Genomic DNA, 15,651 nt, shown 5'->3' with positions numbered 1-15,651 from the left:
GTCCGGGCGGCCGAGCCCTGAGCCGCCGCCCGGACCTCGGCGGCACCCCGCCCCGTCCCACCCGTCACAATGGGGTCATGTCCCGACGCACCCGACGCCCGCAGCCGGCCCGCCCCACCCCGGCCTCCTGCCCCTGCGGGCTGCCCGCGGCCTACGACGACTGCTGCGGCCGGCTGCACCGCGGCCAGGCCCGCGCGACCACCGCCGAGCAGCTGATGCGCTCGCGCTACAGCGCCTTCGCCGTCGGGGACGAGGCGTATCTGCTGCGCAGCCGGCACCCCACCACCCGGCCGCCCGGCGCCGTGCCGGACCCGGGGCTGCGCTGGGTGCGCCTGGAGATCCTGGGCACCAGCGAGGGCAGCGCGTTCCACACCACGGGCACCGTCGAGTTCCGCGCCCACTACACCGAGGGCGGCCGCGCGGGCTCGCTCCACGAGAACAGCCGCTTCGTACGGCACGAGGGCGACTGGGTCTATCTCGACGGTGTGACCGGCGACTGACCTCGCTTCACGGCGGCCGGCGCGATCACGGTCCGCTCCGACTTGGTCATTTGTTTCCCGTGTCGTCGCCGACGCCTTCTGGTGCCCGGTCAACTCCGGGGCGATGCTGGGGCGCTGTGCGTGTGAACCACGCGAGTCCCCTGGCCCCATGGAGTTGCCGTGCCTCCTGTCGCGTTCGCCAGACCTCTGGCGGCCCTGGCCGCGGTGTCCGCCCTTGTGCTGGGCGCCGCCGGCCAGGCCACCGCCGACACCACCCCCGCCCCGGCGCCCGAACCCCTGCCGCGGGTCTCCACGGAGATGCTGCGGCCGGTCGCGCCGCCCGCCGCCAGCGGTGCACCGGGTACCCGGTCCGTGGCCGACGGCGACGGACTGCAGACCGCCCGCTCCTCGCGGCCGGTCGCCCCGGGAGTGAAGCTGACCTCGTACGACCGGCTGGAGTCGGACAAATGGCTGCGGGTCGACGCGCTGTCGGTGGACCTGGCCGGCGGCACCAAGGTCGACTATCTCCACCCCGACCAGGTCGCCGAGCGCCGGACCGTCTCCCAACTGGCCGCCGAGCACGACGCCGGGCCGGGGCGCCGCACGGTCGCGGCGATCAACGGTGACTTCTTCGACATCAACCAGACCGGCGCCCCCGAGGGCACCGGCATCGGCGACGGCCGCCTCGTCAACTCCGCCTCCGCGGCCGGGCCCGCCCAAGCCGTCGGCATCGGCCCGGCCGACGCGGGCCGCATCCTCCAGCTCTACTTCGACGGCACCCTGACCCTCCCCGACGGCCCCCATCCGCTCGCGGCACTCAACGCCGCCAACGTCCCGGCCGCCGGGATCGGGGCGTACACCGCCCAGTGGGGCGAGGCGGACCGCGCCCAGACCGTGGACGGCGCACGGCGCACCGCCGAGGTCACGGTCGTGGACGGCAAGGTCGCCCAGGCGGCCGGCGCGCCCGGCAAAGGCCCGGTCCCGGCCGGTGCGACCGTGCTGCTCGGCCGGGACGCCGGGGCCGACCAGCTGTCCGGACTGGCCGTCGGCGACGCGGTGTCGATGGAGTACCGGCCGCGCACCGACGACGGCGACCTGCCGCGCACGGCCCTCGGCGGCCGGGAACTGCTGGTCGTGGACGGCAAGCCGGTCGGCCACGACGGCGAGGGCAACAACACCACGGCGCCGCGCACCGCGGTCGGCTTCTCCCGCGACGGCCGCACCATGCGGATCCTCACCGTGGACGGGCGGCAGGCCGACAGCGGCGGGGTCACCCTCACCGAGCTGGGCCTGATGATGAAGGACGCGGGCGCCTACAGCGCGCTCAACCTCGACGGCGGCGGCTCCTCCACGCTGGTCGCCCGCGAGCCCGGCAGCGACACCACCCGGGTGGAGAACAGCCCGTCCGACGGCGCCGAGCGCACCGTCCCCAACGGCCTGGCCCTCACCGCGCCCGACGGCAGCGGCCGGCTCAAGGGCTTCTGGGTGGACACCGTGATGGACCGCGCGTCCGCGCCCACCGCGGACCCGGTTCGGGGCGGCCACCCCGAGCGGGTCTTCCCCGGGCTCACCCGCCGCCTCACCGCCGCCGGTTACGACGAGACGTACGGCCCGGCCGACGGCGCGCCGCAGTGGCGGACGGCCGATTCGCATATCGGCCGGGTCGGCTCCGACGGCACCTTCACCGCCCGCCACGGCGGTGACACCACCGTCACCGCCCGGCGCGGCGCCGCCCACGGCGACCTCGGCCTCACCGTCCTGGACCGGCTGGACCGGATCCAGCCGACCAGCCGGCTGGTCGGCCTGGCCGACGCCGAGGCCACGGGCCGGTTCGGCATCGTCGGCCTGGACGCGCACGGCACCAGCGCCCCCGTCGAACCCTCCGATGTGCGGCTCTCGTACGACCACGCACTGTTCGACATCGCCCCGGACCCCTGGGCCGGCACCTTCACCGTCAAGGCGCGCCACGGCCAGGCCGCGGGGCAGGTCAAGGTCCGCGTCGGCACCGCCACCACGGTGCTCGCCATCACCGTCGGCCTGACCGAGCGGCAGGAGGCGTCCTTCGACGACGCCGACGGCTGGACCTTCAGCCAGGCCCGCGCCTCCGGTTCGGCGAAGGCCACGCCCGACGGCCACACCGGCACCGGGCTGCAGCTGGACTACGACTTCACCCAGTCCACGGCCACCCGCGCCGCCTATGTCACCCCGCCCCAGCAGATCGAGGTGGACGGGCAGCCGCAGTCCTTCGGCCTGTGGATCAAGGGCGACGGCAAGGGGGCGTGGCCCACATTGCACCTCAAGGACGCCGCGGGCGCGGACCAGTTGCTCCGCGGACCGTATGTCACCTGGACCGGATGGCGTCATGTCGACTTCGCCGTCCCGGCCGGGGTCGCGTATCCGCTGAAGGTCAACCGCTTCTACCTCGCCGAGACCGCCGCCACCCGCCAGTACACCGGCAGTGTGGTCATCGACGACCTCTCGGCGCGGGTGCCGCCCTCCGTCGAACTGCCCACGGAGAGCGTGCGCCCCGATCCGCTGATCTCCACCGCCGCACAGGTGCGGGGACGCGACTGGCGGTTCGCGGTGATGTCCGACGCGCAGTTCGTGGCCCGCGATCCGGGCAGCCCGATCGTCGCTCAGGCCCGCCGCACCCTGCGGGAGATCAAGGCGGCCAAGCCCGACTTCCTGGTGATCAACGGGGACCTGGTGGACGAGGGCTCGCCCGCCGATCTGTCCTTCGCCCGCACCGTGCTGAAGGAGGAGCTGGGCGATGACCTGCCCTGGTACTACGTGCCCGGCAACCATGAGGTGATGGGCGGCTCCATCGACAACTTCACAGGCGCATTCGGGCCCGCCCACCGCTCGTTCGACCACCGGGGCACCCGCTTCCTCACCCTGGACACCTCACGGCTGGGGCTGCGCGCCGGTGGCTTCGACCAGATCAAGGAGTTGCGCGCCCAGCTGGACGCGGCCGCGAAGGACCCCGACGTCGGCTCGGTGATGGTGATCGAGCATGTGCCGCCGCGTGACCCCACCCCGCAGCAGGGCAGCCGGCTCGGCGACCGCAAGGAGGCGGCGCTGCTGGAGGGCTGGCTGACCGACTTCCGCCGCACGACGGGCAAGGGCGCGGGGTTCATCGGCAGCCACGTCGGCACCTTCCACGCCTCACGGGTGGACGGCGTCCCGTACCTGATCAACGGCAACTCGGGCAAGAACCCCGCCACCCCGCCCAACCAGGGCGGCTTCACCGGCTGGTCGATGGTCGGCGTGGACCACGTCTCGGCCCGGGACCAGGCGGCCGCGCGCCACGCACCGTGGCAGGGCGGCCCGGACTGGGTGTCCGTGCAGACCCGCGCCCATGTGGACGGGCTGACCGTCACCGCCCCGGAGGACCTGCACACCGGGCAGGCCGCCGGCATCACGGCCACCGTCTTCCAGGGCGAGGGGATCGATGCCCGCCGGGTGCCGGTCGGCTTCCCGCTGAGCGCGGACTGGACCGGCTCGCCAGGCGTCCACATCGGCGATCCGGACGACGCCGGGCGCCGTGATGTGGCGGCGTACGACCCGGCCAGCGGCAAGCTGACCGCGCTGCGCCCGGGAACGGCCACCCTCGCGGTGCGCGTGAACGGCGCCACCGCACAGGCGCGGTTCACCGTCACCGCGGCGGCCGCGGCGCCCGCGGCCTGACGGCGGGCGGCGGGCGGCGGGCGGCGGGCGGCGGGCGGCGGGCGGCGGGCGGCGGGCGGCGGAACACGATTCCGGCGGCCGGCCCGCCGGGAGATCGGCCCGCGCATCCGCACCGAGCAGGTGCGGATGCGCGGTACCGAAAGTCAGGTCACCGCCGTAGCGGCCCCTCGCAACGAAAGTTCGCGGTACCGGAGTTGCCCGTCACGGTGGGCCGGCCGAAGTCGCAGTTCATATCACCGAAGTCGACGGCGGCGGGCTTGGAACGGTCGAGCAGGTTGGCGTCGACCGCCTCGGACATCTCCGTGAAGACCTTGTTGAGGCTGCCGGGGTCGCTGAGGTTCGCGGTGATCCGGCCGGCGCAGACGAACCGGCCGTGCTCGCCGTCGCCATTGTCCTCGCAGACGGGCTGATTGCCGGTGGCCCGGGAGAAGGCGCTCTGCGCCCCGGCGGCGTCGGTGAGCGTCAGGTCCTCGTTGGGCACGAACGTGGTGTCCGGTACGAACAGGTCGTCGACGATGGCTATCTGTGCGTCGAGGAAGGCATCGTACTGCAGCTGGAGATTGGTGTCCGCGCCCTGCTGACGGCGCCAGCTGTCGAAGGCGACGGGGTCGTCGGCGCGGATGAACCGGTACATCTCCTGGAGCTTCGCCGGGTGGTCGCGCCACAGGAACTCGAAGAAGGTTCCCGCGTAGGAGTAGAAGCGGAAGCCGTCGCGGTCGTAGGTCGCGTGCAGCATCTCGTTGATCGTCATCCGCGGCCTGCCGCCCTGGGTGTCGTTGATGATGTCGCGGACCAGGGACTGGCGTACGCGAATGCCGTCGTCACGGGTCGAGCCGTCGAAGAACTCGGCGCTGCCCTCGTCCATGGCGGTCGTGCGGTCGCCCTCGTACCAGGGGCCCTCGCCGAAGAAGCCGGGGACGGCGAACCGGCCGTTGAGGTAGTGGGTGTACTCGTGCCGGAAGAGCTCTTCCAGGGTGAGGGAGGAGTCCTGGGGCACGCGCCGCTGGTAGGTGTAGAAGGTCGCGCCCTGCTCGATGTACACACCGCCGTTGTCGGTCCCCATGCCGGTGAGCATCGGGTGGTAGACCTCGTAGTCGGAGCGTGCGGCGTACAGCACGATGCCGAGAGTGGCGTTGGGGTCGCCGGCGAGCGGCTCCTCGGTGCCGAGCACCCGGTGGAACTGGGCCCTGACCTGCTTGGACGCATAGTAGAGCTGATCGACGGTGGCACGGTCGAGGGCGGTGCGGACCTTGATGCCGCCGTTGTCGTAGGAGTAGGTGTGCGGGAAGATCCGCTTCTCGATGTCCTCCTTGCAGACGCCGTAGGGCTCGCACGCCTCGAAGGTGATGAGCCAGGAGACGACCTTGCCCCAGGGCGCGCTGCCCTCGCCGAAGTTCTGGACGGTGACGGGCAGCAGGGCTCCGAGGTCGGTGATGGTCTGCTGCTCGAGGGAGTCGATCTCGCCGAAGCGGCCGTATTCGAGGAGGGCGTCGCGGACCACCCAGGCGTTGGGAGTGTCCTTGAGGTGGGTGTAGTCGGCGAACGCCTTGAAGGCGGCACGGTAGCCGGGGTCGGCGGCGACCGCGGCCTGGAACTCCTTGTCCTGGTTGCCGGGGTAGACGCCCAGGTAGTTCAGCGAGAGCGCGGAGAGGGCGGCGCCGGCCCAGGACTGGTCCCTGTTGGTGGCGGTGTGCTCCGGGTCCATGGTGGCCAGGACCTTCTTGACCAGGCCGAGTTGGTACTGGCGTCCGCCGGGCCCGCTGCAGGCGATCAGGGCCTCGCGCAGGGTGTCGGCGTTGGCCCGGGTGGCGTCGAAGGTGTGGGCCGCGGCGGCGAAGGCGTCCACCGCACCGCGTACCGCGTTGACGGTGGGGGCGTCGGTGGTGTCGATCTCCTCGTGCGAGAAGTCCTGGTAGGCCACCGCGTGCAGGAACGTGAACATCTCGTACAGGTGGCTGGTGTTCTCGCCGTCATGGCCGGGCGCGAGGGAGGCGATGCGCCGGGCCACGGTCTGGACATGTGCGTCGGACATGACGGGGATCAGCCGCGAGTCCCAGTTCCAGATGAGGCCACGCAGACAGCCGTCGGCGGTGACCGCGGGGTCGGCGAGGAAGTCGGCCAGCTGATCGGGGCTCAGCCCGGTGATGCCGTCCAGGGTGCAGGGGGCGACGCCCGGCTTCTTGCCGTGGTGAGCGGTGGCCGGCCCGGACAGCGGGCCGGGGATCCGTCCGTCGGTGGTGACGGAACGGGGCGCGGGGGCCGGAGGCTCGCTCAACTTCGGTTCCCGCTGGAGGCGTTGGGCGTGGTCGAAGCGGTTGTCGGCGGGCCGGGGCGGGGGCTTCGGTGCCGCCTTCGGCTGCCACGGTTGGGCGGATGGCGCGGGGTCCCCGGGGGCGGCCGCGGCGGCCTGCCCCAGTGGCATCACGAGCGCGGCGACGAGGGTCGCGGCCAGCAGGAGTCTGCGCGAGGGACGCGAAGGTAACACCTGAACCTCCTAGAGGCGGTGGGGGGTGAGTGGGGGCCCGAGGCGCCGGCCTTCACTTCACGAGGTGTGACCTGTAACATAGTAATGTGAAATTGCACTGACAAGGCGTCAGGAAAAGGTCATCCAGATTTCCTTCACCGGAGGTGTCCGTGACCGCGCGTGCCGCCCAACTCCACACCGGCAGCCATGACCTGCCCGTATCGGACGCCCTCGCCCGCTCGATGGCCGACGGCTGGGCCCCCGCCCCACCCCCCGGTGACTCCCGCGGCCCCGGCTTCGAGCAGCTCACCGGCCGCCGGGCCCGGCTCGCCGCCCGCTTCCCCGGCGAGCGGCTGCTCATCCCGGCCGGCGAGCTGAAGGTCCGCTCCCACGACTGCGACCACCGCTTCCGCCCGCACAGTGCGTACGCCTGGCTGACCGGACTGACCGGCGAGGACCAGCCCGGCCACGTGCTCGTCCTGGAGCCGGACGGCGAGCCGGTGCTGTACCTGCGGCCGCGGTCACCACGCGACGAGGGCGGGGAGTTCTACCGGGACCGCAAGTACGGCGAGTTCTGGGTCGGCCGCCGCCCCGACCTGGCCGAGGCCGAGCGGCTGACAGGCGTCCGCTGCGCCCACCTGGCCGGCCTCGCCCGCCTCGCCCCCGGCAGGGACGCCTCCCGCGATCCCGAACTCGCTTCCGTGCTCAGCGAGTTGCGCTTGGTGAAGGACCCATGGGAGGTGGCCCAGCTCCAGCAGGCCGTGGATCACACCACGACCGGCTTCGAGGACGTCGTCCGTGCCCTGCCGTCGGCACTGCGGCACCCCCGCGGCGAACGCTGGATCGAGGGCGTCTTCCAGCTGCGCGCCCGCGCCGAGGGCAACGGCACGGGCTACGAGACCATCGCCGCCGCCGGCGCCCACGCCTGCGTGCTGCACTGGACCCGCAACGACGGCCGGCTCGACCCACGGCACCTGCTGCTGCTCGACGCGGGCGTGGAGACCGACGCGCTGTACACCGCCGACATCACCCGCACCCTGCCGCTGTCCGGACGCTTCTCCCCCGTCCAGCGCCGGGTCTACGAGCTGGTGCTCGCCGCGCAGGACGCCGGGATCGCCGCCCTCAAACCGGGCGCGAGCTTCCGCGCCTTCCACCGGGCCTGTTCCACCGTGCTCGCCGAGGGCCTCGCCGACTGGGGCGTACTGCGCGTCCCCGCCGCACAGGCGCTCACCGCCGAGAGCGGCCTCCACCGGCGCTACACCCTGTGCAGCTCCGGCCATATGCTCGGGCTCGACGTCCACGACTGCGCCCGGGCTCGCGCGGAGCAGTACCTGGACGGTGTCCTGGAGGAGGGCCAGGTCCTCACCGTCGAACCGGGCCTCTACCTCCAGCCCGACGACACGACCCTGCCGCCCGAACTGCGCGGGATCGGCGTCCGCATCGAGGACGATCTGGTGATCACGGCCGACGGCGCCCGCCTGATGTCAACAGCCCTGCCCCGCACGGCCGATGCGGTGGAGGAGTGGATGGACCGACTACTGCCCCCGTCCCGCTGATCCCCGGCCGCGCCGCGCTCCCGTCCCGCTGATCCCCGGCCACGCCGCGCTCCCGTCCAACGGGCCCGGCGGGGCGGTGCCCCGTCAGGGCACTCGCGCCGCCTCCTCGCGGCCCTGGGCCCACAGGGAACGGACATGGCCGAGGTGGCGGGTCATACAGGCCTCTGCCGCCTCGACGTCCCCGGCCAGCATCACATCGAGCAGCTCCACGTGCTCCTCGGCGGACGGCAGCAGCTGGTCGTGTTCGTCGAGCCAGGTCAGGCCGTAGAGACGGGAGCGCTTACGCAGGTCGCTCACCGTCTCGACGAGGCGGTCATTGCCATTGAGGCCCAGCAGTTCGAGATGGAAGCGGCGGTCGGCCTCCAGATAGCCGACGAGGTCATGGGCGGCGGCCGCGTCGACGATCTCCAGGGCGATCGGGCGGAGCGCTTCGAGCTGGGCGCGGGTCGCGGTGCGGGTGACCCGGCCGACGACCGGGACCTCGATCAGCGCCCGGATCTCGGTGTACTGGTCGAGATCGCGCTCGCTCACCTCGGTGATCCGGAAGCCCTTGTTGCGCACCGGCTCGACCAGACCCTCGCGGGCCAAGTCGAGCATGGCCTCCCGCACCGGTGTGGCCGATACCCCGAAGTCCGCGGCCAGACCGGGCGCCGAGTAGACCGCGCCAGGCCGGAGTTCACCGGCTATCAGGGCCGCACGCAGCTGATGGGCGACCTGGTCGCGCAGCCGGTGCTGAACGGTGGCCAGGCTCCGATGCTTGAGTTCACCCATCTCGGCCCTCCGAATGGCACGTCGAGTCGGCGCGGAGTGCCAGCGTACAATGTCACGTTGCGCCAGTGACCTGACAGTGGCCTGACGGACCCCGGCCGGGACCCGGCCGGGGTCCGGGCTCAGGTGTCCCAGACGCGGCGGACCTGTTCGAAGCGGGTGGGCAGCGGAGGGCGGCGACCGGCGTACCGGGCGTTCGTACGGTGGACGAACCGGCGCCAGGAAAGCACCAGCCCCTGCCGGGTGATGGGCAGCCCCGCGACCACGGTCACGCCGTTGTCATGGGTGTGGTGCACCGTCAGCAACAGCGCGTCCGGCACCGACCCCTCCAGCTCGGCGCAGAGCTCCTGCCGCACCCGCAGCCAGCGGCGTAGCACCAGTACGGTGCCGCGGTCCAGGCCGTGCCGGCGCGGGACGCGATGCTTGCCGTGCTCGATGGTCACCCATCCGGAGTCCAGGTCCAGCGCCGACATGGTGCAGCGCAGCAGTCCGCCGTACCGGGCGCCGCTGGCCCGCGCCAGGCCCACCACCACGGCCAGCCGTACGGTCTCCGGCTTCGCGCCCTCCTCCATGGCCTGCACCGACAGCTGCCGCCAGATCCACTCCGCCTCCGCCGCCTGGACCAGCGGCCGCGGATAGCGGTCCTGCGCCGCCTCCTTCGCCGTCCTTGCCTGGGACCGCGCTGCCATGTCCACCCCCTGGGAGCCCCGCCACGTCGAGTCGCTTGGCACACTATTTCTTCCGTCGATGTCCTCGTCAAGGCCATCGCGGCGGTACGGTCGTCCGTGTGCGTCTTCTGCTGATGTCCGACACCCATCTCCCCCGGCGCGCCAAGGCGCTCCCCGAGGAGCTGCTGGAGCGGCTGCCGCACGCCGATGTGGTGGTCCACGCGGGCGACTGGGTCGACCTCGCCACCCTCGATCTGCTCCAGGAGCGATCGCGCCGGCTGATCGGGGTGTACGGCAACAACGACGGGCCCGAGCTGCGGGCGCGGCTGCCGGAGGTGGCCCGGGCCGAGCTGGCGGGGGTGCGGCTGGGCGTGGTGCACGAGACCGGAGCGGCCCGGGGGCGCGAGCGGCGCTGCGCCGAGCGGTTCCCCGGCCTTGATGTGCTGGTGTTCGGCCACAGCCATATCCCGTGGGACTCCACGGCCGAGGGGTCGCTGCGGCTGCTCAACCCCGGCTCGCCCACCGACCGGCGGCGGCAGCCATACTGTACGTATCTGACGGCCGCGATCGAGGCCGGGCGGCTGACCGCCGTGGAGCTGCACCGGCTGCCGCCCCGCCGCTGACCGATCGCCGTTCCCCGGGTGTGACGGCCGCGCCCGTTTCCTTCCGTTCGCTCGTCTCTCCTTTCAGCCCCGGTATCCGACAGGTCCTTTTCGGGTGTCGAGGAGTGTGTGATGACGACGGCAAGTGGCGGGTCCGCGGGGCGATGGGCGTCGGCGGCGGTGTCCGCGACCGTGTTCTGCGTCCAGCTGGACGCGTTCGCGCTGAACCTGGCCCTGCCCGGAATCGGGCGGGATCTGGGGGCGGCGGGCGGCGGCCTGCAGTGGGTGGTGAGCGGGTATCTGCTCGCGGCCGGCGCGCTGATGGCGGGCGCGGGGCGGCTGGGCGACCTGTACGGCCGTCGCCGGTTGCTGATGGCGGGGCTTGCGGTGTTCGGTGGCGCGTCGCTGGTCTGTGCGCTGGCCCCGTCGCTTCCGGTGCTGGTGGGCGCGCGGGTGGCGCAGGGCGCGGGCGGTGCGATGGCCATGCCGGCCGGTCTCGCCCTGCTGACGAACGCCTGCCCGCCCGGTTCGCGGGCGCAGGTCATGGGCCGGGCGCTGGGGATCGGGGGCGTGGCCACGGTGTGCGGGCCGTACGTCGGCGGGGTGCTGACCGAGGCGGTGTCCTGGCGGGCGGTGTGCTGGCTGAACGTGCCCCTCGCACTGGCCGCCGTGGTGTGCGCGGCACGGGCCGGGGAGTCGCGGGACACCACCGCGCCGGCGTCCGTGGACGTGGCGGGGCTGGTCACGGCGACCGGCGCGCTGGCGGCGGTCGCGGTCCTGGTCGACCGGGGGCCGCTGTGGGGCTGGGCCTCGGGCCCCTCGGCGGTGGCCCTGGCGCTGGCGGTCGGGCTCGGGGCCGTCTTCGTACGGCATGAGCGGGCGGCGGCGCATCCGCTGGTGGATCTCACACTGTTCGGCAACCGGCCCTTTGTGGCGCTCACGGCGGCGGGGGCGGCGGCCAATGCCGCGACCGTGGTCGTCCTGTTCGCCGTGCCCCTGGCGCTGCAGGGGCCGTGGCGGCTGTCGGCGGCGGGCGCGGGGGCGGCCTTCGTGGCCCCGGCGGCGGCGATGGCGCTGGCCGGGCCGGTGGCGGGGCGGATCCGCACGGCGGACGCGGTGCGGGCGATGGCCGGGGCTCTGGTGCTGGGGGCGGCGGCGCTCGGCGCCGCCGCCGCGGCGCCGACCCTGCCGGTCTTCCTCGTCGCGGTCACGGGGTGCGGGGCCGCGCTCGGGGTCGCGGGCGCCCTGACGCTCATCGCCACCCAGGCGGTGGTGCGGCCCGAGCGCGCCGGGGAGGCGTCGGGGGTGACCAAGACGGTCATCACTACCGCGGCGGGGCTGGGGGTGGCCATGTCCGGGCCCGCCGCCGACGCACACGGCACCGCCACGGCCGCGGCCGTCGACACGGCCCTGATGGCGGCCGGGGGCTGCTGTCTGGCCGGGACCGTGCTGCTGGTGCTGACAGCGGTACGGCCCGGCAGCTCACGCGGAGAGCGCTCCGCGGCCGACGGGTGCCCGGATTGAACCCCACAACTCGGTGGAATAAAAAGTATTTAAGGTGCATATCGGATCTCGGCTCGGCGATCCGCGCCGAGCCCGACCAGACGAGGGCGCCATGACTTCTCCCCACCCCGAGGAGGCCACCGCACCCGCCCCGGCCTCGCCCAGGTCAGCGGCGCATGTGCGCCGAGCGCATGATGTCGGTCTGCTGGTTCTCCGGCTCGGCGTCGGGCTGATCGTCGCCGCGCGCGGCGCTCAGCACCTCTTCGGCTGGTGGGGCGGCCTGGGCATCGACAAGACGGCCGTGGCCTTCGCGCAGTTCGGCTATCCGGCGCCCAAGGCCATGGCTCTGATCGCCGGGCTCACCGAGACCTTCGGCGGCCTCGCCCTCGCCGTGGGGCTGCTCACCCCGCTCGCCGGTGCGGCCGTCGCGGGCACGATGGCCGACGCCGTCGCCGCCGCCTGGCCGCTCGGCTATTTCGGCGGTTTCGAGTTCCCGCTGCTCATCGGGGTCGGCGCGGCCGGGCTCGCGCTCTCCGGCGCCGGCCGGATCTCCCTCGACGCGTTCCTCCCCCTCCTGCGGTCGCAGCGGCTGATCTACGGCATCGCCATGCTGGTGCTGGCGGCGATCCTGGCGACGGTGACGATCCTGCTCAGCAAGACCTGACGGTCACCGGGGCCACCAGGAGCCCGGTCCACCGGGCCACGAGGAGGCCGGGCACGGGGTGGGGAGAAGGATCGCCGTCGCACGGGTGAACACCAGGGGCCGGTTCCCCGTATCGCTCTGTGTGCGTCCTGTCCATGGGGCGCGCGCCGCCCGCACAGGCCGATACCGAGACCGGAGGCCCCGTCCATGAATGACCGGTTCATCCCTCCCATCCAGGCGCTGCCGGATGGCGACGCCGAAGTCCGCCTGGTGCTCCATCTGCCCTGGGAAGTGGTCGCCGCGCTGGGCCAGGAGGCCGGCCGGCTGGCGGCCCAGACGCAGCGGCCGGTGAGCCTCGACGAGGCGGTCGGCCATCGACTGCGCCAGGGGACCCACACCATCGGCGTTCACGCCAAGCCCGAGCGGGAGCGGACCCAGCCCGCGGCCACGGCGCCCCACCCCGCACCGCCACTGGCGGCCCGCTCCCCCGGTGAACAGGCCCGGCAGGCGATCGAGAAGATCAACGGGTCGGCGCATCCGCACAACGGCACCGCGAACAGCGGCGCCGGCGCCGCCGAGACCACGGGCCCGCAGCACACCACCGGCGCCCCGGAACCGGCCCCGCCCGACACCCGGGGCATCCTGGAGCGCCCCACCAGGGCCACCGGAACGGTGAACGGCACGTCCACGGAGATGCCGAGATAGCACCGGACCCAGACATCGGGGAACGGCTGGAGTGGCCGCGGATACGAGGGTGCCGTCCCCCACCGGACGGCACCCTCGTATGTGCGCCTCGAAGGTGCGAGGCTCGCCGGCCTCCGCCGCCTCCGCCCCCTCGCCCTACTCGATGTGGTCCAGCGCCACGGCGACGATGCCATCGCTGTCGATGCCGTGGTAGCGGTAGACGTCCTCGATCGCACCGGACTGGCCGAACCGGGTCACGCCGAGGGTGGTGACCGGCGTGTTCTGGATCGTGCCCAGGAAGGACAGGGTGTGCGGGTGGCCGTCCAGCACGGTGACGAGGGGTGTGGTCCGTTCGGCGGGGAAGACCTGGTCGAGGATCCAGGTCGGGTCCTCCGACAGGCCACGGCGGGCCTGCAACGCGCGGAAGAGCAGGTCCGGGCTGGTCACGCAGACGACATCGGCCCCATGGCCGAGTGCGGCGAGCCGGTCGGCGGCTGCCAGGGCCTCGGGGACCAGTGCGCCCATCGCGGCGATGGTCACCACCGGGTTCTCGTGCTGCCTCAGCCGGTAGGCTCCGGCGACCGCGTGCCGGCGGCGCCGCTCACGCGCGGCCGGGTCGGTCGGCACCGCTGCCGCGGCCTGGTCGACGGGCCGGGTGGACAGCCGCAGGTAGGCCGAACTCCCGTCCGGGCGGCCGAGGTTGCCGAGCGCGGCCAGCAAACACCATTCGGTGTCGATCGCGAACGCGGGTTCGTAGGTGACACAGCCGGGCTGCTCGATGCCCAGTGACGGAGTGGTGATCGACTGGTGCGCACCGCCCTCGGGGGCGAGCGTGACGCCGGACGGCGTGCCGACCAGGATGGACTGGCCACCGGCGTAGATACCGAAGGACCACGGCTCCAGCGCCCTGTTGACGAAGGGGTCGTAGACCACACCGATCGGCAGCAGCGGCTGGCCCCAGCGGCTCCAGGTGGTGCCCAGTTCGCCGAGCAGGCCGACCAGGTTGGTCTCCGCTATGCCCAGCTCCACATGCTGGCCCGTGGGCCGCTCCCGCCAGTGCAGGATCGTCTCGGCGTCGTCGGCGAACCAGTTGGGGCGCTCGGTCGGCGACCACACCCCGACCTTGTTGAGCCAGCCACCGAGATTGGTGCTGGAGCTGACGTCGGGGCTGACGGTGACGATCCGTGCCGCCGCCTCCGGCGCCCGCCGGGTGAGGTCCAGCAGGACGCGCCCGAGCGCCTGCTGGGTGTTGCCGGTACCGGTCGGTGCCGGGCGGGCCAGGTCGGCGGGCACCTCGGGGGGCCGCCGCGACGCGTGTCCGGGGCGGCGCAGCCGTTCGGCGGCCGCCGCGCACAGGGCCGCTTCCGGCGAGCCCTCGCCGAAGGCTGCCCAGGGGCGGTCGAGGTCCGTCCCCAGACGGTCGGCCAGCACCTTCATCTGGTCGCCGGTCAGCAGCGAGGAATGGTTCTGCGGGTGGCCCTCGGTGGGCAGCCCGCAGCCCTTGACCGTGTACGCGAAGATCACGGTCGGGCGGGTGTCGTCGACGGCGTCGTACGCGTCCATGAGGGCGGGGATGTCATGACCGCCCAGGTTGCGCACCGCCGCCAGCAGCGAGCCATCGTCCAGTGGTGCGATGAGGTCGGCGATCGGCCCGGCCGTGGAGCCGGTGCCGGGCAGCCGCTCACGCAGTTCGTCGGCGGAACACCGCAGCAGGCGCTGGTATTCGGGGTTGCCCATGGCGTCGATACGGGCGCGCAGCGCCTCGCCGCCCGGCCGTGCGAACAACTCCTGCAGGAGCTGCCCGTACTTGAGGTTGATCACCTGCCAGCCGGCCGCGGTGAACATGCCCCGCAGCCGCTCCGCGGCGATACCGGGCACCACGCGGTCCAGGGACTGCCGGTTCAGGTCGACGACCCACACCACCTCGCCCAGGCCCGGCACCATCGGGTCCTGGATCGCTTCCCAGATCGCGCCCTCGTCCAGTTCCGCGTCGCCCAGCAGGGAGTACTGCCGTCCCGTACCGGCCCCGCCGAAATGCCCCTCCGCGTAGCGCCGCGCGATGGCTCCCCACAGGGGCGCGGTGGCGCCGATGCCGACCGAACCGGTGGAGTAGTCGACCGGGTCGGGGTCCTTGGACCGGCTGGGGTAGCTCTGCAGGCCCCCGAAGGCGCGCAGGGTGGTCAGATAGGACTCGTCCAGCTCACCCAGCAGGTAATTGATCGCATGCAGCACGGGCGAGGCGTGGGGCTTGACCGACACCCGGTCCTCGGAGGTCAGCGCGTGGAACCACAGCGCCGTCATGATCGAGGTCATCGAGGCGCTGGACGCCTGGTGACCGCCGACCTTCAGGCCCGAGGGGTTCGGCCGCACCCGGTTGGCATGATCGATGATCGCCGTGGACAGCCACAGCACGCGCCGTTCGACCGCCTCGAGCGCGGCGAGTTCCGCCTCCCGGGCAACGCCCGAGCCCTTGCCGCCGGCTGACCTCGGCTCCCAGTTCACGACCGTCACAGAGCGCACCCCACTGTCCGCACCTTGCTTCCGCGAAAATTGACGTTGTGCTCCGCAAGTAGACAGATAATCCTTGGGATGCACAA

Annotated in this window: 11 protein-coding genes; 7 read left to right on the top strand and 4 right to left on the bottom strand. The window is 73.0% G+C overall.

Annotated elements, in window-relative coordinates; genetic code table 11:
* Positions 1–77 precede the first annotated feature (77 nt).
* Both AS97_RS41400 and AS97_RS41395 read left to right on the top strand, forming a co-directional pair.
* A complete protein-coding gene (locus tag AS97_RS41400) occupies positions 78–500 on the top strand; it encodes a YchJ family metal-binding protein (RefSeq protein WP_210566708.1) in 423 nt (140 codons plus the stop codon).
* 159 nt (positions 501–659) lie between these two features.
* Positions 660–4,166, top strand: a complete 3,507-nt coding sequence (locus AS97_RS41395; RefSeq protein ID WP_210566707.1) for a phosphodiester glycosidase family protein — start codon at positions 660–662, stop codon at positions 4,164–4,166.
* Between the two features lie 148 nt (positions 4,167–4,314).
* Here AS97_RS41395 and AS97_RS41390 read toward each other — a convergent pair whose 3' ends face one another.
* A complete protein-coding gene (locus tag AS97_RS41390; RefSeq protein ID WP_210566706.1) occupies positions 4,315–6,651 on the bottom strand; it encodes a collagenase in 2,337 nt (778 codons plus the stop codon).
* Positions 6,652–6,800: 149 nt separating this feature from the next.
* Here AS97_RS41390 and AS97_RS41385 point away from each other — a divergent pair, with 149 nt between their 5' ends.
* Positions 6,801–8,186, top strand: a complete 1,386-nt coding sequence (locus AS97_RS41385; protein WP_059147591.1) for an aminopeptidase P family protein — start codon at positions 6,801–6,803, stop codon at positions 8,184–8,186.
* A gap of 84 nt (positions 8,187–8,270) precedes the next feature.
* Here AS97_RS41385 and AS97_RS41380 read toward each other — a convergent pair whose 3' ends face one another.
* Both AS97_RS41380 and AS97_RS41375 read right to left on the bottom strand, forming a co-directional pair.
* Positions 8,271–8,957 carry a GntR family transcriptional regulator gene (locus AS97_RS41380; protein ID WP_059147584.1) on the bottom strand — a complete coding sequence of 229 codons (687 nt, stop codon included), beginning with the start codon at positions 8,955–8,957 and terminating at the stop codon, positions 8,271–8,273.
* 119 nt (positions 8,958–9,076) lie between these two features.
* Entirely contained in the window at positions 9,077–9,643 is a 567-nt protein-coding gene (locus AS97_RS41375; RefSeq protein ID WP_210566705.1) for a tyrosine-type recombinase/integrase, read from the bottom strand.
* Between the two features lie 98 nt (positions 9,644–9,741).
* On the opposite strand from AS97_RS41375, the gene AS97_RS41370 reads away from it, so the two are divergent.
* From AS97_RS41370 to AS97_RS41355, 4 genes are all read left to right on the top strand, one after another.
* Positions 9,742–10,245 carry a metallophosphoesterase gene (locus tag AS97_RS41370; RefSeq protein WP_059147582.1) on the top strand — a complete coding sequence of 168 codons (504 nt, stop codon included), beginning with the start codon at positions 9,742–9,744 and terminating at the stop codon, positions 10,243–10,245.
* A 111-nt stretch (positions 10,246–10,356) separates the two neighbouring features.
* Positions 10,357–11,748: an MFS transporter gene (locus AS97_RS41365; RefSeq protein ID WP_210566704.1), complete on the top strand. Its 1,392-nt coding sequence runs from the start codon at positions 10,357–10,359 to the stop codon at positions 11,746–11,748.
* Positions 11,749–11,839: 91 nt separating this feature from the next.
* The gene (locus AS97_RS41360; protein ID WP_210566703.1) at positions 11,840–12,391 is read left to right on the top strand and encodes a DoxX family protein; all 552 of its coding nucleotides are present in this window, start codon (positions 11,840–11,842) and stop codon (positions 12,389–12,391) included.
* A gap of 186 nt (positions 12,392–12,577) precedes the next feature.
* Positions 12,578–13,075, top strand: coding sequence for a hypothetical protein (locus AS97_RS41355; RefSeq protein ID WP_210566702.1), 498 nt, complete (start codon positions 12,578–12,580; stop codon positions 13,073–13,075).
* 135 nt (positions 13,076–13,210) lie between these two features.
* Here AS97_RS41355 and AS97_RS41350 read toward each other — a convergent pair whose 3' ends face one another.
* Complete coding sequence (locus tag AS97_RS41350) at positions 13,211–15,574, bottom strand: pyruvate dehydrogenase (protein ID WP_197049232.1); 2,364 nt, start codon at positions 15,572–15,574, stop codon at positions 13,211–13,213.
* Positions 15,575–15,651 lie beyond the last annotated feature (77 nt).

The sequence above is a fragment of the Streptomyces sp. AgN23 genome, assembly GCF_001598115.1.
Taxonomy (GTDB): Bacteria; Actinomycetota; Actinomycetes; order Streptomycetales; family Streptomycetaceae; genus Streptomyces; species Streptomyces antimycoticus.
This window is presented reverse-complemented; position numbering and strand designations above follow the sequence as displayed.